We start from the raw sequence: 26,750 nt of genomic DNA, 5'->3' as shown, positions 1-26,750 counted from the left end.
GATCTCATCTTCACCAATATCCGGCAGGGCAAAAGGCAAAAAATCAGTCATATCTCATCCTTTTTTCTTAGAACTCTTTTCGTCTGCGGTCATAATTCTTTATACGCTCAGAATAATTTTATCCAATTTATTTCCATTTACCCACTCAACCAAACAGAGTATAAATGTTAAGTGGGTTAAGTAGGTAAAGATGTTTCCCTTCCATTTCAGTCAACCCACCCAACCAATTCAACCCACTCACCCTCCTCTACCAAATTAACCATGCGATTTCTATAATTTGTAGCAACAGTCTTATGGTAAAAACCCCAAACCCGTAAAATCTTCAGGTTTTTCGTAACGAACTCCGCGGGATAGCCGCATTTCAAGCACTGCGAGAGGAGAAGGGGCATTCCCTTTCTCATTATTGCCGAGAAAAATAGTCGATTTACCCGTCAAAGGGATAGCCGCAATTATTCCAGGCCTTTCACGGCTTTCCACCTCCATCTCTTTACCATCGACAAAGGCCCTGGCCCTGGTTCCTTCCCAGGTAATAGCAATATGATGTATTGTCCCCAACAGCCAAACGGGTATTCGTTGCTTCGTGCAAATCCAGGATCCTGCCCAGGCATAGACAATAAACTGGAGCCTCCCTCCGTTTATGCGTAAGAATACCTGTCTGTTTTCCTCCTGAAAGAAATGAACAAGGGTAGGATCTGCATCGCAAGAAGCGGCAATACCTGCATCACTGACAATAAGCTCCAGCGTCCCCTTTTCAATTGGGAAACCATGTTTGTCAGGAAACATAAGACATGCATTTTGTTCCAGTGGCTGATACGCCTTGCCTGCTCTGGTTGTAACAAACGTCCCCCTCCCCCTTATCATGCCGCCAGCCCTTTCCACCACTTCAGGACTGGTAAAAACAAGGTGCAGTGCAGTATCCTTATCTTCTTCCAGATAAGTTTCATTTTGCACTATGGTATTACTGTCTTCCTTCTGGCTGGTCGCTTTCTGTACCGGCATCGCAGACTCATCCTCTTCTGCAATGGGATCTATTAATCTTTTCACCACGACATCACGAAAAGCAACCCGGGCATTTCGTGCACCAATGGCAAACCCACCACCGTCACCGGAGTATGGTACATAGTAGCTGAAGACGTGTTTTCCATCGACAAGGCAGTTGATGTTTCGCCCTTTTCTTAACACGGTAAACTGGTACCAGCTTCCGGATTGCAGAGAACCAACAGATCCGCTGGCATGCGGGTTATCATTTATTCTTGACAGGTATCCATTCATCCGGTCAAACCATATCTTAAAGAGCGCCGGATAGAAACACTCGTTCAACCATAGGAGGATTGCCGAATCTTCGTTAAATGAAGAGGCTTTTGCAGAAAAGGACAATGAATAGTTTCCTATGAGATTGATATCATGTACATAAGACAAAGCCTCTGTGCCTGTAGCATCAACCATATAAGCGCCATCTTTTACCTCCCAGTCCCCACTTGCAGGAGACCAGGCACGACTCGACTTGTCAAATTTTTCAATAAAGGGGATAGGGTAGTTCGTAGTAGTAAAAGACCAGCTTCTGGAGGCGACCCTTCCGGAAAGGTCTTTTCCCCTGACCACAACGGTATGACGACCCCTGGCCAGATCGACTTTGGGAATATAGGAGATCCCATTCTTAACACCTTTCATGTTGATCACAAGTCCGTTGTCAGGTCCAACTACTTTGCCGTCAACCTCTACCGTAACCGAATCCGGGTCAATACCAGTCCCGTCATTTCCCTCACGAAATGAGGCCTTGATCATTGGGGCAGCAAGGGTGATTGTTTCGCCTGGTCTGGGCCTGAGACCCGCAATTTCCGGCGGTTTACTTCCGGTTTTTCCATGGCCTGCTATAGCAGGGTAAATACGATAGATATGCACATAGTAGCCGGCAAAGGTGTCTGAAAATTGGTTATTCTCAAGTGTTATTTTCCTATCCTCATAAAGTACCTCGATCTCCGGCTTCACAGAAAGACCCGAAAGGTCAAATTTTGCCGTAAGCCCGGCACGCTGGTAATTCACTGCAATAAGGTAATATTTCCCCTGATATTTTTTTAGTACTATATCAGGATTAATCGGATCGGCATCCACCGTTATCCTCTCGGCGGCATCAGGGGAGAATATAACAGGACTAAAATCATCAATCTCCCTCCCCAAATGTCGAAATTCCCTCCAAACATCCGGATGGTTCAAAACGTATTGGAGCGAGAAAAAGAGAATTCCTTTTGCCCCCGGACTATGGCAAGGTAGGATTGGCATCGGAGATCTTTGCCTTTTTCATCATGAAAGGCGCCGAGCAACACAGCTATATACGGTTTCCTGCCATCTGCCGATCCAATGCCAGAATCAATATATGCCCTCACCGTAGAGAGGTTGGGACGCCACATGGGATAATACGGATCATTCATGTGAATATCGCTTGCTTTTGCGTATGGATCACAGCTTGAGGAAAGGGTAACCAGAGATACAGGATGGTTCGCATCGCAGCTTCGGACGATATTTGCCAGCCGATCAATCGTCGTAAATGGTATTTGATTACCATCCGGTTCATCTGCAATGTACCAGGAGAATATTCCTGGATTATTTTTCAGTGTTGTAATCCTTTCCCTTATTAGTTCCTCAGCCCCAGGGGAAGTGCTTTTTGTTTTATGGTGCATATCCCTGTCATAAGCACCAGGCATTGCCTTCATATCAAGAGAATGCACAGCATTGAGATAGCTTTCCATTTTTGCCGGCTCTGCGTATACGTCCCCTGCACATATGGCACTATTGAACCCATACCTGCTCATCATCTCCAGTTTGCCAAGCTCGTCAGCGGCATAAAAACCAAAAGGGAAAAACGGTTCACCATCCACAAGAATTGCCTTGTCCTTTCGTATTGTTACCTTACCCGTCCACGGATTATCCTTTCGAAATCTTTCCTGCTCGTTCCCTGTGGACTGATCGTCAGGGGCGTTAACCTTCTGTGGAATATTGTTTTCATTGAACTCGATCGACAGTGTTGATGGGTTGGTCTTTTGAAGAGACCCATGGCAACCCAGTACTATGAAATTCATTATAAACAACGACCCAAACATTAGTCTTCTTATCATAGTCTTATTCATCAGAATAAAGGTAGAGTGAGTTAAGTTTGTTGAGTTTGTTAAGTTTGTTAAGTTTGTTAAGTTTGTTAAGTTTGTTAACCCAACTTCGACAAGCAGAAATCGTATCTCTTTTATTGCCAATGTGATACGACTTTAGTCCTTCATTTTTCGGCACTACATCTTTGAGTTTTCATGGGTGATTTTATATTTTTTCTGCCTAATGGTGTATGTTTAATTTGTAGTTTATTGTAAATCGTGTGCTGCTTTTCCGTGGGCGCTGTGCAGGTTCTGACGTCAATAACGCAGCCGTCCTTTGTGTTCATGGTCGTTGTTACCCTTATATGGGTGGCAAGGATATTACGAATCGTATTCCAATTATAATGAACCCCTGCGGTTCTTAGCTTTTTTAATATCCCGGCAAGTATGTGATAGGCCAATACAGTGACATGCACGTGGGCAATGGTTGGGGTATCTGTGTGGTGAAAGTTTGGCCGTAAACCAAGGTTGCCTTTCATTGTTTTAAAACTTTCCTCAACAGTACTCAACGACCTATGGAGCTTTGATATCTCTTCCCCGCTAAGATCAAGTCGGTTTGTCCGTAATACATACGTGCCTATGGCTTCTTCCTTTGCTTGCGCCTGAGCATTTTTCTTAAATTTGATATCGGTCGCTTTGCCATCCGTCTGTTCCACTTTGATCGTATATAAATTGCCCACCTTGTAGCGTTCTTTTAACCGGCCTATCCTCTCTATGATCGTATCATATTTTTTCTGTCTTTTTGGCTTCTCTAATCCTTCTTTTATTGCCGAGAGCGCCTCTTCAAACCTTTGTTCTTTCAGGGAAAGGATGGACTTCTCTTTTGCCTCTTTTGCCTCGCTGTGGCATAAAAGGAATGCCTCTTCTTCAGTACGGACTAATTTCATGCCCAACGTTGTTTTCCCGTCTGATAACATAATCTTCTCTTCGTCCGTTTCAGGCCAAAAAGTATCTTCAAAAGATTTCTTGCGCGAGACGACCACATATTTATAGCCGTTCTTCCTGATAAGCGCAATGTTCTCTTCCGTTGCTATCCCCGCGTCCATAACAATCGTTCTATCATTTGAAAACATACCGTCTTCTTTTTTTAATCCATCCAAAATATCTTTTAGGGTACCAGGCTCCGACACATTGCCCTCAAAAACCTTGCTCTGCTTGGGAAATCCCTCTTCATCAACGGTAAGGGATAGCGTAATTAACGGACAATCATTACGGCTCTCTTTTGATTTGTAGCGCCGGGCCACCTTACTCCCTCTTTTGCTACCCTCAAAATAGGTATTTGTTAAATCATATAAAATCACCGTCTCTTTAAGGGAAAATATCTCTCGCGCCCGCTTTGACAACTCTTGCTCTATGGCGGCATGATTCTCCCAAAGCAAGACTGCCGCGCGATGCAGCGCTTTATCATACAGTTTAACCCCGGAGTCCAACAGCTCTCCCGCCCCGCTTGTTTCAGAAAGCCATCGCACGGTATCACGCTCGCTGCCGGGATGAACCATTCTCCCCACAATGAGCATCTTGGAATAGGCAATCTGGTCATCTGTAAAATCAAGCCCTTGCAATATCTTATCAAACCCGTATTCATTCATTTGGCTTATGGCCACGTGTTCGGCGCCTACGGTCTTTGCATCATTTGTTATCAGGGAATTAATATTCACGTGCTCGTATTGAGCAGGTTCTTCCCCTGCTGATTCACCGCCGGTAATACGTTCTTGCGCCCTGTCCAACCGCTCCTGTCTTATCTGGCTGGCATAATGCCTTGCTTTCGCCTCTATTTCAGGATCTTGAGGAAACAACGTTTTTTGATTTGCTAAAAATCCTTCAATGCAATTGGCAAGGGTCTTCCACTTCTCCTCGGGCAGACTAAGCTGCCCAAGGTTTAAGACTATTTGCTGTCTTGGCCCTGAAGGGGTGCGAATGGATTCGATGAGTTGGTGTTGTATGTAGCTCTTCCCGCCATTCACTTTTTTGATCTTTTCACGGATAAACACACCGGTATTTTACCATGTAAGCAATGGCGCCGCAAGCATAAACAATAATATTCAGGCACTACATTAAACGCCGAAAGCAACATTCAACCATACCAATAGGTTACGACTATTATACGCTCAATTTCTTGCCTTTTTCAGGGTAAATTTGTCGAAGTTGGGTTAAGTAAGTAAAGATGGTTTTTCTTATACATCGCGCAACTAGCGCAACCTACTTAACTCACTCTACCCACTCAACTTACCCAACTTACTCAACTTACTCCATTCCCTTCCGTTTCTTCAGATAGCTGATATAGCCATTTAATATCTTAATAACAACAAATATTTTTGTCTTCAATATATTGAATTCCTCTTCAGAAATGTAATTTTCATCTAAAGCGACTGTCAGATGATCCAGCACTTCATAAAGAGAACCTCTGGCCTGACGGCAAAATTGAATATTTTCCTGGAAATGGTACCTTCCATGTCCTTCAGCAATATTGGCTGTTACAGACCTTGAAGCCCTTACCAGTTGGTCAGCTAACCGGAACCTTTCATCAGATGGCAATGCCTTCGTTAGTATTGAAATTTCCTTTCTTAACTCTCTTGCTTTCTTCCAGACCTCCAAAGTCTCAAATGTCGATTTTGTCTCATTTAACTCACTCAACTCACTCAACTCCCCCAACATACTTAACTTACTTAACTTACTTAACTTACTCTGCTTACTCTACTTACTCTACTCTACCCAACCCTCCTACGCCGCCAATACCAAATTCCCCACAGGAAACCCAGACCGTAAGATAGATGCAGAATGAGGAATGCCACGGGCAATATAGTTAAGACTCGCAAATTCCTCCGTCCTACCCACAAACATGCGATAAGATTAGCACCTGTATAAGGTCCGATTACTACAATTCCCCATAAAGGTTTGAAGGTAAACAACGCCATGAAAATGGTCAAAAACAAGCTCAATACAAATACCGCGGGTATCAGGTGACGCCAGGATGGCACAGCACCCCGCTTTTGAATGACACGCACCTTGTAAAATCCGTACTGGAAATACTGTTTCCAAAGACCACGCAGGCTGGACCGACTGTAATATACAGACCGAATAGAGGGATCCATCCGGATTTTCCCACCAGACTGTGTAAGACGAAAATTAAACTCATCGTCCTGGTTGCGCACGAGTTCTTCATCAAAACCACCGATACGATTAAACACATTGCGTCGGTATGCGCCAAAGGCTACCGTATCCACATAACATCCCTGTCTGCGCCCTGTGCGGAAGGCAACCCCCCCCACACCGAAAAACGAACTTTGTGCCAGTGAAATGACACAAGCCAACCAGGTTTCGCCTACGGTTACCATAGGTCCACCTACACATTCCGCACCGGTATCCTTTAGCACCTTTACACATTGTTGCACATAATCTGTATCTATTATTGCATGCCCATCCACCCGTATAATAATATCGCCCCTGGCATGTCGGATGGCGGAATTTAAGCCCGTGGGTACAATCCGACTTGGGTTATCAATCAAGGTAATTGGTGAATGAATGGGAGATGGCACATTGTTGTCCTTTGTTTGTGAATAATTGTTGATGATACTTTGCACAATTTCCATTGTCCCGTCATCTGACATACCATCAACGATAATTACTTCTACCAGATTATGTGGATAGTCTTGTGCCAATACCGACCCCAAGCTTCGATTAATGAATGAGGCTTCGTTGCGGATTGGCATTATAATAGTAACGAAAGCATTATCGAATATAGTGTTATCCGACAAATGTGTATTCATGGTTAAGAAACACCTGCTACCTTCTCATAAACTTCTATTGTTTTCTTTACAATATTATTCCACGAGAAAGCTTCTTTCGCATAATTTACAGAGTCTTCTTTCATTTTTTCCAATAAAGGTGGATTACTCAAAAGCTTACATATTGCGTCTGCTATAGCCTTTTCATCTTTAGGTGGAACAAGGAAACCATTCCGGCCTTCTTCAATCATTTCAGGCAAACCGCCCACCCGAGTCGCAATAACAGGAATTCCCATCTTGGAAAGCATGGGAATGTTCCCGCTTTGTGAGGACGCGATATACGGTAGTACAACGATATCTGTTTGCCTAAGATAAGTTATCAAATCTGATAAGGGTATATATCGAAAGTCACAACTGACATAACTATCCAAATTCATTTCACAGATCATCTTCAGGTAATACTCTTTGTTCCCCCCTGAATCTTTTCCCGCTATCAGGAATTCACATGCAGGATGTTTCTTAATCACGTATGGTATTGCCTTGATAAAATATTCCAATCCCTTATAGGGCCTAATCTGTCCAAAGTATGTTACGGTAAAATTGCTGCTTTTCTTTTCAAAAATATCCGCATGAAATACCTGGTTAGATTTAACTTGATTTATAATAAAATCAAAATCGCCATGAGCAATGACAGATATTTTCTCTTTCCTGACATGAAATTTATTAACAAGTTCGTCCTTTACCGACTGTGTCAGGCAGATAATATGGTCTACAACATTATAGATTCTTTTATACTGATTAACATGGCGAGCGCTTGATTCATGAGGTAGGGCATTGTGTGCTGTGTAAACAATCGGGAAACCTTTCTGCCTCAAAAGCCTGATAATGAGGTATTCGACCGTTGGGTTTATCAACCACAGAAAATGGATAATATTCGCTTTTCCTTTAACGAGAGATCTTATAAGGGTTATTAAGTTAAAAGGATATTCTAATGCCCTAAACATTTGGCGAACTTTATGATACTTTGCAAGCATCTTTATCTTATTTGAATACCTAAAGAACGTATCACAAAATGTAATGTTAGCAGGTGGAAATACTTCTTCATAGATAAAATTTGCAGTGAAAAATTCTACAGAACACCCTTGCCTTGCGAGTTCATCAATTAAGCAGTAGTTATAAAAAATGGTACTATTTACCGGATCAACAAGAGCTACTTTCATTACTTTATATTTTTAGCCTCTCGATTACCTCAAGATTTCTCAAGTTGTTTTTCATTATTTTGTATTAATATTTTCATAAACCGTCAAGGTTTTTTGAGCAACCTTTTCCCATGAAAACGATTTTGTCCTTTCAAATCCTTTAGAACTCATTTTTACCCTTATTTCTTTATCCGTAAGTAATTCATAAATCTTATGAGCAAATTCTTTAGGATCGTCAGGTCTTACAAGAGTACCTGCATCGCCTAATACTTCAGGAATCGAAGATATGTTACTTGCTATCACTGGCACACCGCAGGACATCGCCTCCAAAAGAGGTAATCCAAAACCCTCATATTTGGATGGATAAACAAATATCTCGGCAAGATTATAAATCCCGGGCAAATCTTCGGCAGGAACATAACCAGTAAAAATCACATTATTCCCAAGTCCCGGGCTTTGAAGTGTGTCAAAGAAGCCGGCATAAAGCCAGCCTTTTTTTCCAACAATAACTAATTTAATATTAAGGTTGTTTTTTTTTAAAATATCCATTGCTTCGAGAACTACATTTAGATTTTTTCTTGGTTCAATCGTACCAACATAAAGAATAAATCTCTCAGGAAGCTCGTACTTTTGCGAAATCCTTTTTAATGCTGATTCATCCTCAATCCGTTTAAAACTATTATTACAGGCTTCATGAGTTACGGTTATTTTATGATCTGAGATGTTATATAAGCGAACAATATCCTTCTTCGTACTTTCAGAAACAGAGATGATATGGTCGGCCTTAACGGCGCTTCGTTTCACAAAGACAGACCAGTAATTAAATGGATTGAACTTCATAACTTCAGGGAAAAGGAGAAAGGCAAGGTCATGGATGGTTACCACCGACTTAATCTTACAAAGCAAAGGTAAAACATTTCTCGGACCATGTAAAATATCAATCTTTTTCTTCTTGAGTACGAACGGTAGATAAATCTGTTCCCAGATGTAATATTTATGGAAAGGTGCATGCACTAACACATTTTCAAAGTTATCCTGTTCGACCTTGAAACCATGGTAATTCTCAGGATTTAAAAATAGCACATACCGGTTGTTCCTATCTATTTGGGACAAGGCCTTAATTAAGTTTATGGTATAAACACCAATTCCAGCATATTGATTTCTTATCGATAATGCATTTATACCAATATTCATGCCTTCTATTTATTTTTTAATGCTTTCGCTATAACGAAAATATTTGTCCCAAGACCTATCTTGTTAAAAAATCCAGGCAACTTTATTTCCCTTTTTTGGTCATTAGAGATGCATTGATTGTTTTAGCACTCAGAATCTCAAATCCATTTTCTTTAAGTTGTGTGATAAGTTTTGTTATTGTATAATACCTACAATGTCCAATTGAATTCTCAGATAGTCTAAAATCCATAAATCTTGGATGGTAACCAAAAATACTTCTTATTCTATTTTCTAATGAAACAAGATTAGGAGTGGAAAGAATTAAGCTTCCATTATTTTTTAATATACGCCATGATTCGCACATAATAAAATCAGTATCAAGTATATGTTCAACAAATTCACCCAAAAAAATCACATCAAATTGATTGCTTTTTATAGGCCATGTTGTCGCCAGATCACATTCGCATACATTAATTCCATTTTTTTCGCGGTATAAATAGCATTAGATATATCGAAACCACAACAAATCCAACCTCTATTCTTTAAATATCTAGATAATGGAGCAGTAGCGCAACCCACCTCACAAAAATATCCCGGATTTATTTTTTTAGAAATCGCTTTGCTTCTAAAAAATGAGCACCTGACTCTAAGTCAGCAAGATTAAGCCAATTACTCTTAGAATAAAATTCTTTCTGGAATGATAATGCTTTGTTATTTTCAGTCATTTGTGTTTATCTCTACAGATGCTATTTCATTGTAAACAGACATGAGTTTGCTCGCTATTATTTTATTGGTATAGTTTTCTATAACTCTTTTCCTTCCAGCTTCACCCAGTTTTTGCCTAAGTTCACTATTATCAATTAAAATTGAAATTTTCCCGGCAAGTTCTTTTTCATTTCCTTCTTCGAAAATCAAGCCTGCATCACCAATTACATTTGGGATCTCTCCAGACGAAGAACCAATAACGGGTACTTCACATGCCATACCCTCAATTATCACTCTGCCAAATTGTTCCCTCCATTCAGGAGTTGTTTCAGAAGGAACAATTAACGCATCCATACAGCTATAATAATCAGGAAGTTGAGTCATATTAACAAATCCTAGCCATAAGATATACTCTTGTATATTCAACTGTTTTGACAAATTGACAAGAAGTTCTTTATCCGGACCCTCACCAATGATTATTAAAGTATATTTCTTATAAATTAGACGAAGAGCTTTAAATAGTGTAGCAAGACCTTTCTTTATCTCTATTTTTCCTACAAAACCTATGGTGAAATAGTTTAATTTAAGCTTCGCTTTAAGGTAATAACAATCTTTTTTCTTAAAAACGTTTTCATCTATTGTTAATGGCACATAGTATATTTTTCTTTTAAAACCCTTTTTATTAAAAATGTCAATTGCCTCATGATTGCACGCCAAAATAGCGTCACTATGGTCTAATGAATATTTTTCCCATAATGGATACAAATATCTTTGCAAACTAAAATAACTCCACTCTTTATGTGTTTTAAAGATATTAACTGCTGTGTACAAAATAAATTTTGTATTTTTCGAAATTAATCTTGCAAGAAATATAGTAAGAAATGAAATAAAACTTTGCGGTTCTTCATCTAAGTGTATTATTTCCGCTTTAGTCATTTTAATAATTTTGTATAAAGAGAAAGGAGAATAAAAATGTAAATGCTGTCTGCCTGTCTTTGAAAAAAAAGCATGTAATCTTATAAAGTTATAATAATCGGAAACTTTTTTTTGATTTAAGCAATCGACCTTCATAATATGATTTAGGAACAATCACTGTGAGTTTTATAGAATCGTGATTAGCAATAGTTGTTAATCTTTTTTGATAAGCGTTATTGACGCTTGAATGTGATAGCATTAATATATTCATCGTTATTAGTTTCACTGACTATAAAATCATTCACCTTTAACAGCAAAAAGAGCAACACAATAGCCAAACCACCCCTTGGGAAATAGTTTTTGATATTTTTTGTTACATTATATTTTAGGGTCTTCTCCTATCGAGTGGGTAAAAATGAGCGAAAATTGCTTTGTGTTAGATATCAGGCAGCATGCAGGCCAAGATTTTGAGTCGAAGATATTCTTCGTCTCGTAGACCGTAAGCTCGGCGTTGAATGACCCTGATTTTGTTGTTCAGCCCTTCGACAAATCCTAGCGGAACTTTATTTTCTGGTTTGCATAAAGCGGCAATGCCATCCCAGTGGCGTTCAACCAGTTCTGCAAACTCCTCATAGGGTTTAAGCCGTTGCCATTTTAACGAGGCCTTCCAGTTATCAAAAAACTTTCTGGCCCAGGCCTCTGACGTGTAGCTCCATAACTGTCCGAATGTTTCTTTGAGGACATATGCCGTATTAAGTCGTTTATTAGCGGTCAGAAGTATCTTTAATGCCTTTCTCCCTTCTACCGTAAGGTTTTCACGATGAGAAAGAAGTGTGTATTTCTGACCTTTAATGAACTTACGATCTTTGCCACTCAGTCTGGCATATTCGCTCTTTCTCACTTTGTCTAAGGCGTCGTTCAGATGCTTTATGATATGAAATTTATCGTAAAGGATGGCCGCCTGTGGTGCGCGACAACGGATGGCATTCTCAAAAGCCTTCCACATGTCCATAACCGCAAGCCGTATCTTCCTGGTTTTGTGCACACCTAACTCGTCGTAGAAGAGGTTCATGCTCTCTTCTGAACGGTCTTTACCACCAAACCAAATCACCCGCTTCCTCTCAAGGTCGCTTACTATGATACGGTAACGGTGACCTTTACGAATAGAAATTTCATCAATACCGATTACCTTTGGACCAGGATTCCCGGCACGGCGGAGTTTCTCCCGCATGTACTGCTTTTCGAGTTCCTTGACAGTCTTCCAGTCCAGGTGCAATTCTACGGCAACGTCTTTAATCGTCTGAGTATTGCATCGCTTGCCAACATAGAAGGCAAAGCGCTTGGTGTAGAAAGGATTATCCGCAAGGAACTTCAGCTTCTCTTGCTTCACCTTGTTGCAGCAAATACAGAAAACCCGGCGAATCTCAAGTTCAAGGTATACACGCCTATTGCCGCTGGAAAGATCACGCACTCGCCTATTCTTGCGGTCATAGATGGTTCGGTATACTTTACCGCAGTTACCGCAGACGGTTTTTTTCCCTGTCGGGTAAGCTTTATTACCATGGCATTGGAGTCGCCAAAAACGCCTGATACCTTGTGTTGTGGTTTAAAACTACAAAACTGATATGCATCATAAAGTGATCGTTTTTTTCTCATGCGATTTTATATCACATTTTTAGACGCTAAAACAAGCTGAAAACTCCCTCTAATTGCGGGTCGCAAGACTTTTTTCGCTCATTTTTACCCACTCAGTAGGGAGAAGACCCATATTTTATATCGTTAATCACAAACCCATTTTCATTTAAAAGCAAGAGCATTTCTTTAATATTTATCGGGTTTATATGTTGCATGGCATGATTGTATCTTTCGTATTGAAATCCAGGGAAAAACCCTTTAAACAAATAGAAAATACGGTCATACATTTTTGAGATATTGGGAGTAGAGATAATTAGCTTTCCGCCTGGTTTCAGTACGCGTTTCATCTCGGCTATAAGTTTCCAGGGATTATGGATGTGTTCTATAACCTCACAACAAACAACATCGTCAAATAATGCATTATCATATGGTAAATCATCTGTATTCAGATTACAGTATTTTATTGAATCATCGTTACACTCAATATCGCATCCATACAACTCAAACTTATTTAATTCCTTAATTTGCCTCCAGAACCGTAATTGTCCGGGAGAAATTTCTAACAACTTACCTTTTTCGCATTTTCGCAATTCATCAAGACATATCTTATGTAGATAATATAGCGTCTCACCTTCAGGTTTACTATACCCACTCATTTTAATTATTTTGCTCTTTGATATCACAAATACACTCCATCAAATAATAAGGAAGGATTAAGGTTTGAAAAGTATATCTCCTTCGCCTCTTCTTTCGCCTAGTAGCCATCTGCGAAGATAGGCATAATTTTTCTTTCCCATCAACAAATAAGGAACTTGAAATAGAGCCCATCGTATCAACTCTTTGTTAATATTATAATTACAATATCTTTGAACTTCAGAAGCAGATGTACTTTCTCTGATTGCAACTCTTTTTAAGTTGAAAAGGGATGTCCCGATCTTATTAATACCCGGTCTTGAAGCACATAACGATTTAAGACCGGCCTCTTTAGCGCATGCAATAATTATTCTGTTCAAATCACCGCCGGGCAAAGAAGCGGAGTCTATTTTTTGCCCCAAAAGCGATTCAAGAAACTGTTTGCAGGTATAAAATTCCCATAAAATTTCTTCCCTGGAACAGGAAGCCAACATACGATGTGTTGTACCGTGCAGTCCAATCTCCATTCCAGCGCTTACAGCACGGAGAATATTTTCCCGGTCGCAAAAACCTTTACGTCCCACAAAATCTTTTGTAATAAAAAAGGTTGCTTTTAAACCAAACTTCTGTAACAGTGGCATTGCTATTTCAAAGGACCCTCTCCATCCATCATCAAAAGTTAAAACCACAGAATCTTCAAAATTGCCTTTAAGAAACTCAGTAATCGTAATTACCTTACGACCTGACGCTATAATAACCGAAAGATGTTGTTTGAAAATCTTTTCTGACACATGATACATTGAGGCAGATCGTGGTATGCCTTGTAAAGGTTCTTCCCGATAAACATCATGATACATTAACCAAACCGATTTCATGGGATGTCGCCTTGCCGTCTTTTTGCGACAATGACACCACCTGAACACAAGAATCGTGTTCGTTGACTTGCCAATTGGGAATCCCAGCAACGCCATTTCCTCCAAATCCAGGAGGGAAGTGGAAAATTAAAGAAAAAAAGCGAACAATTAAAATAATTAACCTCGAAATCACGAAATCCGAGATGGACAAGTTTTGGGTTTAATTGCGTAGAGTAATCAAATGCCTTTTCATGTACTTCCGAAAAAAACGCCTTCTTTTGCCAGCTCAATTTGCATTGATGAAATACGCTCAAGGAAATTTTTAACACATCGCGTAAGTATCGAGGAAGCGAAAAACGATTCCTGAAAGAAAGAATTAAGTAACCATCGGGTTTGACACAATCAGCAAGTGCCAAAATCCCTTGTTCCGGATCTTCAAGATAATCAAGCAAACCTATACATAATACTGCATCCATTTTATTTCGAAAAACACCAAGCAAGTCGATATCTCCTACCATAAATTCAGCATTTTGCAAATTCAGACTTTTTGCTTTTTGAACCATTTCAGGTGAAATATCAATCCCGATATAGCGCAATCCTTGAGAAATACAAGAAGAACCGAAAACTGCCGGTCCCATACCAAAATCCAAAACCGTTCCTTTTCGAACACGACGAAGAAAGTTTTCTACGATATCTATTCGTCTCTGAAAGATCATTGAACTGAAGTTCTTAACTTGAGCCTCAGATCTCTTCCAATAGTTTTCAACGTTTTTATCAAAATATTTCTTTGCTTTGGAATGTGAATCAAACATTATTTTTGATTATCTCCATGAAAATATAGTATTCTTCAAATATTTATTTGTTAAGTTTTTCGATTTCTTAAAACGATTGCAAAGCGCAACGATCCCTAAAACAAACCCAAGCCATACATTGATTTTGATTTCAGCCATTGAGGGGGAGATAAAGCCAGCGATGATAAAATTTATCAGGCTTAAGAAAATTCCTAACAATACACTTCTATAATATGGATCTTCTAATTCCTCATATAATTGATAAGTATTTTTAATACAAAGACACGTAAGTAACAAAAATGGTATAAACCCAAACAATCCCATCTTTGCCCAAATCCACAAATAGTTGTTATGAATGAGTATGCTTGTAAAGTCATTTCTAGAAACATACTTGAAATCAACTATGGGTTTTAACACAGCCCCCAGTCCATTTCCAAATAAAGGATTCAACTTAATATATTCCCAGGCATTTTTCCATTCCCATTGTCTAAGAATAAAGGTATGTGCCTCGAAAGGATTTTTCATGGACTCTATTTCACCTGATAATGAAAAAACAGTATTCGATTCATTATCACTCAAAAGTACCGCAGTAACAAATAATACACCTGCCGGAATCAGTAATCCGATAAACTTCATCTTGCCGGTTTTCTTCAAGAATAAGAAATAAAGACAGATAGTGATTATAAAAGAGCCCCACATGGTGCGACGAGTGGCAAAAAGAAAACATAGAAATATAGGAATTAAAAAAACCGCATAGATTTAACAATCGGATCACCTGGACAATTATCTCTAAAACCAAGATAAAAAAAGATCCCAGTTAAAAAAACGTCGATTCCGCCCATCCTGGATAAAGTAAAACAAAACTGCGGGAAATAAAAACGGTGATTAATCCAGTAATGCTTTTTATACCAATGCAAACTATAAATAGTTTAATAATAAATTTTAATTGCTCTTCATTTTTAATAAGATTAATCATGAGTACAAAAACAAGTGGCATGCACATGAGTCTTCTTAACTCATATAAACCCTCAAAATTATGTATACTGATCGCGTAAATAAACCAACATATTAACATGGCCAGAGAAAAAAATATACATACTATGACTGAGTCTCGTTTCTTCAAAAAGGCTGAGGTCTCTTTTTAAACAAATGGAAGCATACAATATGGCCATTATCCCTATAGATAGAAGTTCGAATAGATTAAAGTTGAAGGGAAGTGGTAAATCAGAAAAGAATTCGATAGCATGCTCACCGCTTCCAATGCTGATAAGCCCGCCGGAGAGGCACATAGCCCCGATAATGATATATAATCCCAATATATTTTTCTTGATAAGCAGGAAAGCTAAAAACGGAAGAATAAAAAAAACCGGAAGGATGAACGGCGTCCTGTAAAGAAAAATGTCTCCACAAAGATACCAAAAGATAAGTGGCAGAAAAATAACGATTAAATATTGAAATTTATATAGGTTGTTTTTGTAAAACACTATTTATCACTTAAGTATATAAGAGGCTCTATTGAATACCGAGGTCATCATTTCTTTTTCGGTTTTTTAACTAACAACATTATATTAAATGCATGAATTCCATATGCTATTGAATAGTCAGCATCAGCAAGAAATCTCACGAATCTATCCAAAAAGTAATTCTTAACCTTTTGGTTACCCTATAAGCAATCAGGCACATTGGATAAATGAAGCAACCAGTTCTGGAATATTTTAAAATTGTGAAATTGTGGACTAATTCCTTTAGTTCGGCAAACGTAAAATGTTTATGAGGCAACCCTGATTTCACCTTTTTTTTAATTGCTCGGAAGGCCTCCCCTTTATCCCCTCCTTGCGAAGGAGGGAAAAGAGGGGTGGTTATAAGTTTATTTATGTAGTATCGGAAATTTTCAACATCTAAAAACCAAAATGAACCTTTATAAGGCACGCTTAAACACATAGTGGCCTCTTCCTTCATCACCCTGAAAATTTCGTGAATAGTTTGTTTTTTACTATTGGTATGTTCCAATACATCGGTACACACAACGGCACCAACCGTATCATTTTTAAAGGGTAAGTATTCACATTCACATTGAACAAAAGATATGCCGTGATTCATCCTTTGTGCATTTCTTAAGTTCTCAAGGGAGATATCACAGCCGATAACAATATTTGCCTTTCCCTGGAAATAACCTGTAAACTCGCCTACCCCACACCCTATATCTAACAGGATATGATTAGAATTTGGCAACCAGGTATATGCTTTCTTGCCCCGTTCTCTCATTTCCGGGTTTTTCATAAAACATTTTTCAAAAGAAAGATCAAAAGATAATTAACAAAATAATTTCTATCGGAAATAGGAACTTATAGATGCTGTTTTTCTATGACACTTTTTATTTCCTGAATTATCTTGGGAACAATCGCAGAAGCGTAATATTTTTTTCCTTTATCCAGTGCGTTTTTGGAGAACTGATCATAATTATCCATGATCTTAATGGCATATGCTGCACCTTTTTCCTCATCATCAGACTCAAGGACAAAGCCATCTTTACCGTTTGTAATAATTTGACGATTATCTGCTACATCTGAGACTATAACAGGTGTGCCACATGCAAGGCTTTCCAATATAGTCTGCGCAGTACCTTCCCAATATGAAAGCGTAAAGGACAAATCAGAAGCATTGAAAAAAGTGGGTATCTCTTCGTGACAGACATTTCCATAAAAAGTTACATATTTTCCCAATCCCAATTTTTTCGTTAAATCAATCAATGTTTCTCGATCAGGCCCATCTCCCACAATACAAAGATGTGAATTTGTTTTTATCTCTAATATTTGACTAAATATTCTAATAACTAATGAGACTTTTTTTTGAACATTTAATCTGCCAACATATGTTAAAATATTTTTCCCAGCTAAAAATAAATCCTTTTTGGAGATATTACGGTCTTTTGGATAAAATAAAGAATCCTCCGAAAATGTGGGGTAGAAAACCATCTTACTTTTATATTTTGGATGTTTATCCTGATAGTATTGAAGGCCTTCCTGACTAACCAATATTACTCTATCTGCTTTTTTAATAGCCAGCCTATCTGAACAAGCGACGAAAAATGCCTTTTTTCTACCAACTGACATGCTGGTTATTGGCATATTCGTGCCATGAATAATTAAAATTGTAGGAATCGTTTTTTTCTAAAAATATATGTCCAAAAATATGTACTGGAGTTATATACAATTACGTTTTGAAGATTAGATATTTTTTTGAGTTTTAACCAAACGTAAAAATACTTCTTATTATTTCAGGTACGAATTTAAATTTCTTTTTATTCGGAATTAGCGCATTGATACTTATAAGTTTTCTACCAATTGCAACTGTCATATCACTCTTATCTCGAGTCCACAGGGTAAAATCATGTTCTGGCGCATTTTTTATAAAAGAAACAACATATACGCTAATACCGCCTCTCTCATTATAGGGAGCATCATATACTTCTGCAATTTTCATTTATAAAGGTTCCTTCTTATTGTTTTCCTTAATTTCTTTGCTCATATATCATCAGTCAACGATCATTTTAATAACATATAACCACCAACTATAAAAGGACAGACCTGCTTTTATAAATGTTAACCAACCAGACTAACCAACAAGTATAATTTTTGGGGAATAATTTGCTATCTGCTTCATTCAAATATTTGCTGTTTGATCAATCCCAAAGGATAATTTTTGAAATGTACAGATTTATCAAAATAATTTATTAGAAGCTTTCCTCAACGAACAATATGAGACAAAAAGTGTTCGCCAATACCCCTACGAGTCCCTTCCGTTACTTCTGGAAAACCCATAAACCATTTCTGACCTTCCTTATTTTCCTGTCACAGCAATGATTCCTTTTCGACTTTTAATTCTCAGCACCGATTCCATGATAAACCTTATATGATGTCTTATATCCCAATGACTGATGGAACTAATGATTCTTGTAAAAATGAAAATAACTTAAAATGCTCTTGCTTAAATTTTGTCATTTCAATATTCCTGAGTCTTTCAACTTAAAGGAAGATATTATTATTGATATCAAAGCTAATTTGAAGGACGATTATAGGATTCCATTTACTATATACTTCACGTCTTTACACGTAAATTGCTGACCAGAAAAAATATAGCATTCAAAAAAACTAACCATGTTTTGTAATTATTCATTTCCCTTAATCATATCTCTTCTGAAGACTCTACAAGCACCCACAAGACGGTCTACGTCTCTACTATATATCCAGTGATCCCTTCTATACATTTTCCTTTAAAACGTTTGGACCAACGTTGATTCATTCCGGTAATCCAGACATATATTGTTCGGCCTGATTTATTTCATCCCGAGAAAATCTCTTAACTATGCGAGCGGGATTTCCTGCAACAACACAATTATCAGGAACATCCTTGGTAACAACAGCGCCAGCTGCCACAACAGAATTCTTGCCGATCCTTACCCCCTTAAGGACAATAGATTCCATGCAAACCCAGACATTATCTTCAATAATTACTGGTTTTGTTATCAAAGGAACAGATAGGTTCCAACGGTTGGGATAAACACTGTGTGGATCATGATCAGATATACGAGCATTAGCAAAAATACACCTTTTACCAACTTCAATCCGGCTTAGGCAATGCATTTTTACCCCATTTAGAAAACTGTGGTTACCAATAGTGATGTTAGCTGCACTTGAAAAGGTCTCGAGAATATTATTTCGATAAGGACCACCTTTAATATAAATATTATTCCCTAGATGTACTGAACCCGCACCTGAAAATACAAACAAATCTTTTACCAGAAGATTTTTCCCACAAGAAAAACGATGGCCACGGAATGAATACTTAAATTTATACCATTTTCCTTTCATAAGCATCATGAGATAATACCATGATTTTACAGGATTATTAATTGCTTTGCGCCATCGTGACAATTTCCCATTCATGTTATTTCCATTTAAAATGTTCATCTAAAAGCTTTCCACCCTTTAAAACGTTTATTCATCAAAATATCTTTAAAAAATGATTTTATATTGGTTCTTAACATCAATGCAAGATTGAAACCGAATCCCATTTTGCGTCGATAAACGGTTTCTTTATGCAAATATATTGTTGCAAACTTTTTTAAGATATATTTCTGAATCCATACTTTACCTTAATGTTGGATGGTGTGCTCACTGCATATTCCATCATTTTATCGCTTGAAAAAAGGTATCTTTACTTCCGGAGAATTTAACTTCGAGGCCCCATTAACTTTTACCGGTTGAATTTATACTCACTTTAATATTGGCTTATGATTTCCGACATTTCTTTATAACCCCTATATAATGGGTATTGAGTATTTTTAACTTTTCTAGTATATAACACGCAATCCATGAATACGGAGCAATGAGACGGATAATTGGGGGCGCAAGGGTTATACGTTGCAGATAAATGTTACAATTGGGGAAAAGTTCATAAATTTCCCCCTTTTTCACCCCTTTAACATCGGGGTTTCTCGGATTGTTCATATGATAATCATACCAGAGAATTATGCCATCGGGCTTAAGCACCCGGATCATTTCTCTTGCAATACTCTTTTTCATATTATCATCGAAAATTGATGTAAAGACAGTAAACTGCACGACAATATCAAAACTTTCGTCTTCAAAAGAAATGCAAGAAGCATCTCCACATCGAAAATCAATATTGGGGCTTATTTTCTTTGCTATTTTGATTCTATCAGGTAAAAGGTCTATACCACACATGTTTTCTGGTTTAGCACCGTATCTGATTAAATTCCGCAGTTCCCCTCCGCCACCGCAACCAACATCAAGAATTTTTTTAGAATCAAGGGAGGTTATATTGTATTTTGCCAGTAACTCTAATAAAGCATATTCTCTTTGTTGAATAATAAAAAGGTTGGCACGGTTAAAAAAAGAATACAAAAGGGAAGGGATTTTTCCCTTTCTTCTCTCATAGGCGTCCTTGATGCGTTCTATTTCGTTTTCAATCTTCAAAATTCTTCACTTTGTCAATGACACATCCGCAATATTATTTCTCTTGTTCTTTCTTATTACATACTGATGCAATATTGAATCAGTCTTTTTTTCGAATCATGTCTAAATTTTTATAACATCATCTTTTAAAAAGATTATCAGAAAGAATTTCAGCTACTCGCTTTCCATCAAACAAACTTAAAGCCTTCCGAGCGCCTTTGATAAATTTAGCTCGTAACTCATTATCATTTATGAGTTTTCTTATAGCATCTCTTATCGTTTGTGGATCGGGATCGCTCACTACCATCCCACATTCATGTTCCTCGAAAAAACGGGCCAGGAAATAATCTTTTGGGCAATGAACAAGAATAGGTTTTCCTGCCCAAAAATATTCAATACACTTTGTAGGAAAAATAGTTGAAATTTCACCATGATGTACCTCTTTGGTAAAGCCAAGAGGTACTATCGTGACGTCAGATTGCATTAGCTTCCTTAAGAAATCGTATCTCTCAGAGGAAAAACAGTGATGAAGACGATTATCAGGAAGCGAAAGGCCTGGATGAAGTGTATATGGATTGCTTATGGTAATATGAATGTCAGGTTCATTTTTAATGGCAACGAAAATATTTTTTAATGCCGATAAACACGTTCTATAAATATTGCCACCAAAGAAAAGGTTGATTATATTATTTTTATTGGTACTTTCACTATCATATTCTTGGGGTAATGGTTCATTAAAACAATGGGATAGAACAATCGTATCCATACAATATTGTGTTTTATAAAATTGTTTAATCCCCTCACTCATAACAAAAATGGGTTTTGCCTTTGGAAATATAAGGTCTTGTATCTTTCTTGCCCAATTCTCATAAAATAATTGTCCAACATTCGCTTCTAAAACAGTATCATGCAGATAAACAGAAAACGGCAATCCGGACTTTTTAGCTAATAAATAACCAGCCTCCATATATGGAAGACACGGGAAAGCAGCCAGGATCCCTGTACATTTCATCTCACGAATTGCCCTCATCCCCATCTTAACAATGCGGCTTACTACAAAATGTTTTATAAGTGGCTCCCAGTATCTTTGACCACGCAGAAAAGTATATTTTAAACGTGGCACACGGTAAACATTGTATCCTTTTGGCTTCTCCATACCCAAACCATAACCCCACGATTTTGTCAGGATAACGAATGTGGAAGGGTCAATATTGCCCAATAGATTTATGAATACCGTGGATGATCCCCCGATTATTGGAGGGTAACCACTGGTAACGATCAAAACCCTCCCGGGCAATTTAGTCTTATTCTCTTTCATACCATGTGGGTAGTTTGCTTATCCAACCTTGGTTATTTGATTTTTGTTGTCATTTGAAAATTTTTAACCCCTACCTCTTATTTGAAAACTTTCTGCTATGTTACTCTTCATTAAAGGCAAGATAATACAGTGTCCGAACCTTATAGGTTAATTTCATCATCCATTTTTCCTCTAGTCTGTTAATAAATATCTGACCAATATTAACGATTAGTTTCATCTCCATGCGGGCTCTGGTTATTACAAAGCATAACCATACTGATTTTTATCCAGGAAGAACCAAAGGTATTAGCAGTTTGCTTATCAGTATAGTTTTATTTACGTTGTCAATAAACGTCATCTTTTTAAAGCTTCCATAATAATGTTTTCCCATTGTTTTGTATAATTTTCTATTGTAATATTTTTCACTTTTTTATACCCTCTTTGTATGAGGCCTTTTCTTAGATTTTCGTCTGTCCATATTCTATAAATACTATCTGCAATACCATTTATACTCTTGGGATCAAATAAAAGCCCGGCATTACCAACTTGTTCCTGCATTGCATAAACATTCGAACAGATGACCGGGACCCCTAAAAACATAGCTTCAACTATAGGTATATTTGTTGGTCCAAAAAAAGTAGGCATAACCAATGCAATAGAATTTTTATAAAGAGCAACTATATCTTCGTTAGGTACATAGTCAATTATTCTTATTTGTTCACCTAAAGATAAAATGTTAATGAGATCAATCACGTTTTTGTAATTGTTTTTCTTTGAACCAACAAATACAGCATTTACTTTGATTCCCTTGTCTTTCAACAAATCTATTGCTTTTAATAGGTTATGATGGTTTTTATGTGTCCAAAACTGGGCAGGATAAAATACATATTTACTATGGAGTTTATATTTCTCTATTACATAGGTAAAATCAATTGTCGGATTATGTTCGAGTATATAAGGTGGGGGTATAAACGGCAAGGGTATAACTTTTGCCTTCAAAATGTTTCCGTAAGACTCTTCTACCTGTTTTTCCCCTACTTTAGAATCAACAATTATTATTGTGCTAAACTTGCATATCTTTTTATATTGTCGTTCTCTCCGTTCAATTTCTTGAATGCTACATGACTCAGGAAATTGTTTTTCATAACGATGCATAAGATCATGAATAACTGATATTGCAGGTATATCAATCTCATGTACAATATCATCTTGAGAAGGATATAGAATCAAATCCAGATTCATCTTAAAAATATCTTTGTATGCAAAAGGTAGTAATTTGTTTATTTTTCTCCAAACAAACCATCCAAATTTAGTAGATTTTAAAACCTTGCCAACAGCTTTGTGAAAAATATTCCTATGAATGTGTGTCACACTAAACTGTGGATAATCTTTCTTTAGTAAATCATTCCAGTCTTTTGTGAGAGTAATACATAGAATGGAAACACCATTCCTATTATTTTCTTTTATTTTTGCGAAAGCCTTGAGTACCGTTAAAGTATATTGGAATGTACCGCCCATACTTGGATGCGCAACTAAATAAATAGCAATGTGGCACGTTTTGCTTATTCCTAAATCCTTCATTGAACAAAACAACTATTAAAAATTATTTTCATAAACTTTTCCTTGCTATCACTACACCATTCCAACTATTAAGTCCTAATGGCTTATCATCCGTCAACCATTCAATTGCATCAACCAACTCAAAACCACTCACCTTCAAATACATTCTGATTTCTGGTAAAAAAAGATACCTCATTCGATGCTGCTCGTGCTTCTCCTGAATCTCTCTATTTTTCAAGTCTTTAATTATAGTCAAACAAATCAGGTTTTCGAAATTTGCTCGCCAATAATTTGAAAATTTTCAGTTAAAAGAGTAGACAATTCATCTGTATACTCGTTAATATTTTTGAAAAAACTTAAACATTTGTTTTTAAACTTCTCATAAGTATCATAATACTTGTTATACAATATTTTTTTGCGAAAGAATTTCCATAATCTTTCAATGAGATTTAAATTGGGTGAATAGGAAGGGAGAAATTTGATCTTTATTCTCGAATTTGCAAGGTATTCTTTGACCAACTTAGAACTGTAATATTTAGCATTATCAGAGATTATGTAAATAGTACCGGCTTGAGCAGACCTTGACTCTATTTCATGGAAAAGCTTTATTGTTGATTGAGCATTGATGCTTTCATCTTCCCGGATTGTTACTTCAAAGGTTTCTATGTCAATAGCACCGTTTAAATTTATTCTTTTCCTACCGGTATTAGAGGGTATTTCCTTCTTTTTGCCTTTCTCTATCCAGCAATATGCAGACGTAGAATTGTGCTGTGGATGAACTCCATCCATAAAAAGTATCTTATCTCCGGGGCTTTCTCTTCTTTGAGTTGTTTGTATTTTTCGATAAATTCTTTTTGTTTTTCAGGGTTTGCTTTGCCTGGAACTATTGTAGTTTTCTTGTAAGTAAAGCCTAATCTATCGAGGGTATGTACCATTCCTTCGGGTGTATAGATTTTATTGAATGTCTGTTTTACATATTCAACAATTTCTTTTGCCGCACTATAGTTGTTTTGCCTGATATGATCTTTTAATTGTTCTTCTTGTTCGCAGGTGAGTTTTGGTACACAGCCAATATAATTGTCAGATAAAAGCCCGTCAAAACCTTTATCTTTGTATAGTTTTTCGTAATTCCTGATTGTTTGATCGTCTAATAAGAGCGCTTCTGCCACTTCGTCGTAACTCCATCCTGAATCAAGAAGAAGTATCGCCTTGATTCGGTCGGCATGACGTCTATGAGGCTCTTTCTTATGTGCTTTTTTAAATTCTATTCGGGTTTTTTCACTGAGAAATGGATTCATGCAGAATTTAATACTCTAGAAACAATTCGAATGCAAGAAAAAAACAATCTTTTATAAAAATAAATGCTTTTTACTATATTATATGGTAGTTGACATCTACACTATTTTCATTTTCTTGCATCATGGGTTCTGCGATTCTTAAAACCTCCAAATCCTCATCTCTAATTCGCTTGATCCTAACCGAAGGCTTGTCTGTAAAAACCGCCGGGCCGTACCAAAAATCAAAAATAAAAATCCCTCTTGATTTAATATGGCTGCTTGCTGTTTCAAAGGCACAACTAAGCGCTTCATTGGTTACTTGATAACTCATAACGTGAAAAAGCGATATAACTACATCAAATTTCTTACACAACTGAAGTGACAAAATATCTGCACAATCAAATGTCAGTTTGTCTTCCCTGCCAACACACCGCCGCTTGGCTCTTTGAACCATTTCTTCACTGCGGTCTACACCATGAATGAAATATCCTTTTTCAGAAAGCAACTCTGCATGCCTTCCGGTACCACATCCCAACTCTAAAATCTCTTTTGTACTTGTATGATATTTTTGGATTAACCGGTGAACATAATCCGCTTCTCCCTGATAATTTTTATCACGATATAACAAATCGTAATACTTAGAGTATAAATCACCAAAGGTACTCATCTCTGTTCGCTCTCAATCATAATTTCTTTAATGGTTTGAGCCACTCGTCTAATCTGATCTTCTTTGAGCGCCAATCCGCTTGGAATATACAGCCCCCGGCGTGCTAACTTTTCTGCCACCGGATAACGCTCACCGTTAAACAATCCCATTCTCTGGAAAACCGGCTGTTCATGCATGGGCCAGAAAAACGGACGGGTTCCAATCTTGTACGCGGCCAATTTATTTGCCATCGTCTCTGCATCAAATGGCACCTCATCTTTTAAAACGATGCCAAAGACCCAGTAGATATTTTGCGCAAAGTCTGTTTTTGCTAGGGGGAGTTCAATGCCTGGAACATCCTTTAGCAATTCCGTATAAAGAATACCCATTCTCCGTTTACGGGCTATAAATTCATCGATACGTTCCAGTTGTGCAACACCTAAGGCTGCCTGTAGATTCGTCATCCGGAAATTCCAGCCTAATTCCTCATGAACAAAACGTCTTTGCGGCAGAAAACAGAGATTGCGTAAAGATCGCAGTCTTTCTGCGATACCGTCATCATCGGTAAGTACCATCCCCCCTTCACCGGTAGTAATATGCTTATTCGGATAAAAACTAAAAATACTGATATCCCCAAAACTACCACAAGGTTTCCCTTTATAGGTTTGCCCATGCATCTCTGCAGCATCTTCGATGATCTTAAGTCCATATCTATCAGCAACCTCAAGGATCGGGTCCATATCGACAGGCAGGCCGTAGATATGCACCACCGTAATCGCTTTTAGGTTTTTATTCTCTTTTCCCTCAATCTCATCCTCAATCTTAATCTTTAATTTCTCCACATCAATATTCCAGGTAATGGGATCGCTATCAACTAAGACGGGAATTCCCCCAGCCCTGACCACAGAGGCTGCAGGAGATATAATCGTAAAGGCTGGCATAATAACCTCGTCGCCTTTCCCAATACCGGCAGCGGTCACAGCGACATCAAGGGCTACCGATCCATTTGCCACGGCAATTCCGTATTTTCTCCCCACGGTTGCGGCGAATTGTTCCTCGAATTTCTTTACAAATGGCCCTTCACTGGATATCCAGCCCGTATCGATGCACTCGTTTAAATATTTCTTTTCGTTGCCGTTTAATAATGGTTCGTTAACAGGGATCATAGTTTTTTTAAGTTGAAAGTTGTGAGCTGAAGTCTGAGGTCTGAAGTCTGAAGTCA

28 protein-coding genes are annotated in these 26,750 nt (G+C 37.8%); 2 read left to right on the top strand and 26 right to left on the bottom strand.

Features of this window, described 5'->3' with window-relative positions:
• Nucleotides 1–184, top strand: a 184-nt coding sequence (locus tag M5U24_RS03865) for a hypothetical protein (protein WP_298201621.1), incomplete at its 5' end; no start/stop codon positions are given.
• Nucleotides 185–291: 107 nt separating this feature from the next.
• Here M5U24_RS03865 and M5U24_RS03860 read toward each other — a convergent pair.
• From M5U24_RS03860 to M5U24_RS03790, 15 genes are all read right to left on the bottom strand, one after another.
• On the bottom strand, nucleotides 292–2,178 hold the full coding sequence (locus tag M5U24_RS03860; RefSeq protein ID WP_298201619.1) for a LamG-like jellyroll fold domain-containing protein: 1,887 nt from the start codon (nucleotides 2,176–2,178) through the stop codon (nucleotides 292–294).
• Between the two features lie 32 nt (nucleotides 2,179–2,210).
• Entirely contained in the window at nucleotides 2,211–3,077 is an 867-nt protein-coding gene (locus M5U24_RS03855; protein ID WP_298201617.1) for a hypothetical protein, read from the bottom strand.
• Between the two features lie 188 nt (nucleotides 3,078–3,265).
• Nucleotides 3,266–5,131: an IS1634 family transposase gene (locus M5U24_RS03850; RefSeq protein WP_164994724.1), complete on the bottom strand. Its 1,866-nt coding sequence runs from the start codon at nucleotides 5,129–5,131 to the stop codon at nucleotides 3,266–3,268.
• 253 nt (nucleotides 5,132–5,384) lie between these two features.
• Nucleotides 5,385–5,774, bottom strand: a complete 390-nt coding sequence (locus M5U24_RS03845; RefSeq protein WP_164994723.1) for a four helix bundle protein — start codon at nucleotides 5,772–5,774, stop codon at nucleotides 5,385–5,387.
• 74 nt (nucleotides 5,775–5,848) lie between these two features.
• Complete coding sequence (locus M5U24_RS03840) at nucleotides 5,849–6,907, bottom strand: glycosyltransferase family 2 protein (protein WP_169703789.1); 1,059 nt, start codon at nucleotides 6,905–6,907, stop codon at nucleotides 5,849–5,851.
• 2 nt (nucleotides 6,908–6,909) lie between these two features.
• Complete coding sequence (locus tag M5U24_RS03835; protein ID WP_164994721.1) at nucleotides 6,910–8,085, bottom strand: glycosyltransferase family 4 protein; 1,176 nt, start codon at nucleotides 8,083–8,085, stop codon at nucleotides 6,910–6,912.
• 54 nt (nucleotides 8,086–8,139) lie between these two features.
• Entirely contained in the window at nucleotides 8,140–9,258 is a 1,119-nt protein-coding gene (locus M5U24_RS03830; RefSeq protein ID WP_298201613.1) for a glycosyltransferase family 1 protein, read from the bottom strand.
• 82 nt (nucleotides 9,259–9,340) lie between these two features.
• Entirely contained in the window at nucleotides 9,341–9,712 is a 372-nt protein-coding gene (locus M5U24_RS03825) for a methyltransferase domain-containing protein (RefSeq protein WP_298201630.1), read from the bottom strand.
• Between the two features lie 242 nt (nucleotides 9,713–9,954).
• Nucleotides 9,955–10,878: a glycosyltransferase family 4 protein gene (locus M5U24_RS03820; RefSeq protein WP_298201611.1), complete on the bottom strand. Its 924-nt coding sequence runs from the start codon at nucleotides 10,876–10,878 to the stop codon at nucleotides 9,955–9,957.
• Nucleotides 10,879–11,293: 415 nt separating this feature from the next.
• Complete coding sequence (locus tag M5U24_RS03815; protein ID WP_298201628.1) at nucleotides 11,294–12,352, bottom strand: ISL3 family transposase; 1,059 nt, start codon at nucleotides 12,350–12,352, stop codon at nucleotides 11,294–11,296.
• A complete protein-coding gene (locus M5U24_RS03810; RefSeq protein WP_230405763.1) occupies nucleotides 12,244–12,513 on the bottom strand; it encodes a hypothetical protein in 270 nt (89 codons plus the stop codon). Before M5U24_RS03810 ends, M5U24_RS03815 begins: the two co-directional genes overlap by 109 nt.
• 92 nt (nucleotides 12,514–12,605) lie before the next feature.
• On the bottom strand, nucleotides 12,606–13,148 hold the full coding sequence (locus M5U24_RS03805; protein ID WP_164994717.1) for a class I SAM-dependent methyltransferase: 543 nt from the start codon (nucleotides 13,146–13,148) through the stop codon (nucleotides 12,606–12,608).
• Nucleotides 13,149–13,205: 57 nt separating this feature from the next.
• On the bottom strand, nucleotides 13,206–14,000 hold the full coding sequence (locus M5U24_RS03800) for a polysaccharide deacetylase family protein (protein ID WP_164994716.1): 795 nt from the start codon (nucleotides 13,998–14,000) through the stop codon (nucleotides 13,206–13,208).
• Nucleotides 13,997–14,791: a class I SAM-dependent methyltransferase gene (locus tag M5U24_RS03795; RefSeq protein ID WP_164994715.1), complete on the bottom strand. Its 795-nt coding sequence runs from the start codon at nucleotides 14,789–14,791 to the stop codon at nucleotides 13,997–13,999. The genes M5U24_RS03800 and M5U24_RS03795 overlap by 4 nt, the downstream gene beginning before the upstream one ends.
• A gap of 9 nt (nucleotides 14,792–14,800) precedes the next feature.
• The gene (locus M5U24_RS03790) at nucleotides 14,801–15,505 is read right to left on the bottom strand and encodes an O-antigen ligase family protein (RefSeq protein WP_298201627.1); all 705 of its coding nucleotides are present in this window, start codon (nucleotides 15,503–15,505) and stop codon (nucleotides 14,801–14,803) included.
• A 429-nt stretch (nucleotides 15,506–15,934) separates the two neighbouring features.
• Here M5U24_RS03790 and M5U24_RS03785 point away from each other — a divergent pair, with 429 nt between their 5' ends.
• Nucleotides 15,935–16,162, top strand: a complete 228-nt coding sequence (locus tag M5U24_RS03785) for a hypothetical protein (protein ID WP_298201607.1) — start codon at nucleotides 15,935–15,937, stop codon at nucleotides 16,160–16,162.
• Between the two features lie 228 nt (nucleotides 16,163–16,390).
• Here the strand turns inward: M5U24_RS03785 and M5U24_RS03780 are convergent, their stop codons facing one another.
• The 11 genes from M5U24_RS03780 to M5U24_RS03730 form a co-directional block, all read right to left on the bottom strand.
• Nucleotides 16,391–17,050, bottom strand: a complete 660-nt coding sequence (locus M5U24_RS03780) for a class I SAM-dependent methyltransferase (protein WP_298201605.1) — start codon at nucleotides 17,048–17,050, stop codon at nucleotides 16,391–16,393.
• Nucleotides 17,051–17,115: 65 nt separating this feature from the next.
• Entirely contained in the window at nucleotides 17,116–17,898 is a 783-nt protein-coding gene (locus M5U24_RS03775; protein ID WP_298201603.1) for a glycosyltransferase, read from the bottom strand.
• Between the two features lie 118 nt (nucleotides 17,899–18,016).
• Nucleotides 18,017–18,253, bottom strand: a complete 237-nt coding sequence (locus M5U24_RS03770) for a hypothetical protein (RefSeq protein ID WP_298201602.1) — start codon at nucleotides 18,251–18,253, stop codon at nucleotides 18,017–18,019.
• A gap of 815 nt (nucleotides 18,254–19,068) precedes the next feature.
• Nucleotides 19,069–19,740 (bottom strand): acyltransferase, encoded by a 672-nt coding sequence (locus M5U24_RS03765; RefSeq protein ID WP_298201600.1) that lies wholly within the window; start codon nucleotides 19,738–19,740, stop codon nucleotides 19,069–19,071.
• 321 nt (nucleotides 19,741–20,061) lie between these two features.
• Complete coding sequence (locus M5U24_RS03760; protein ID WP_164994710.1) at nucleotides 20,062–20,769, bottom strand: class I SAM-dependent methyltransferase; 708 nt, start codon at nucleotides 20,767–20,769, stop codon at nucleotides 20,062–20,064.
• A gap of 118 nt (nucleotides 20,770–20,887) precedes the next feature.
• A complete protein-coding gene (locus M5U24_RS03755) occupies nucleotides 20,888–22,066 on the bottom strand; it encodes a glycosyltransferase (protein ID WP_164994709.1) in 1,179 nt (392 codons plus the stop codon).
• A 333-nt stretch (nucleotides 22,067–22,399) separates the two neighbouring features.
• Nucleotides 22,400–23,626 carry a glycosyltransferase family 1 protein gene (locus M5U24_RS03750; protein ID WP_164994708.1) on the bottom strand — a complete coding sequence of 409 codons (1,227 nt, stop codon included), beginning with the start codon at nucleotides 23,624–23,626 and terminating at the stop codon, nucleotides 22,400–22,402.
• Between the two features lie 240 nt (nucleotides 23,627–23,866).
• The gene (locus tag M5U24_RS03745; RefSeq protein ID WP_298201597.1) at nucleotides 23,867–24,394 is read right to left on the bottom strand and encodes an IS630 family transposase; all 528 of its coding nucleotides are present in this window, start codon (nucleotides 24,392–24,394) and stop codon (nucleotides 23,867–23,869) included.
• On the bottom strand, nucleotides 24,343–24,903 hold the full coding sequence (locus M5U24_RS03740; protein WP_298201595.1) for a winged helix-turn-helix domain-containing protein: 561 nt from the start codon (nucleotides 24,901–24,903) through the stop codon (nucleotides 24,343–24,345). Before M5U24_RS03740 ends, M5U24_RS03745 begins: the two co-directional genes overlap by 52 nt.
• A 73-nt stretch (nucleotides 24,904–24,976) precedes the next feature.
• Nucleotides 24,977–25,549, bottom strand: a complete 573-nt coding sequence (locus M5U24_RS03735) for a class I SAM-dependent methyltransferase (RefSeq protein WP_164994706.1) — start codon at nucleotides 25,547–25,549, stop codon at nucleotides 24,977–24,979.
• Nucleotides 25,546–26,694, bottom strand: coding sequence for a DegT/DnrJ/EryC1/StrS family aminotransferase (locus M5U24_RS03730; RefSeq protein WP_164994705.1), 1,149 nt, complete (start codon nucleotides 26,692–26,694; stop codon nucleotides 25,546–25,548). The genes M5U24_RS03735 and M5U24_RS03730 overlap by 4 nt, the downstream gene beginning before the upstream one ends.
• Nucleotides 26,695–26,750 lie beyond the last annotated feature (56 nt).

It is taken from the genome of Candidatus Kuenenia sp., from assembly GCF_027493735.1.
GTDB classification, from domain to species: Bacteria; Planctomycetota; Brocadiia; order Brocadiales; family Brocadiaceae; genus Kuenenia; species Kuenenia stuttgartiensis_A.
The sequence above is the reverse complement of the archived record's forward strand: the minus strand, read 5'-3'. Positions and strand labels throughout refer to the sequence as shown.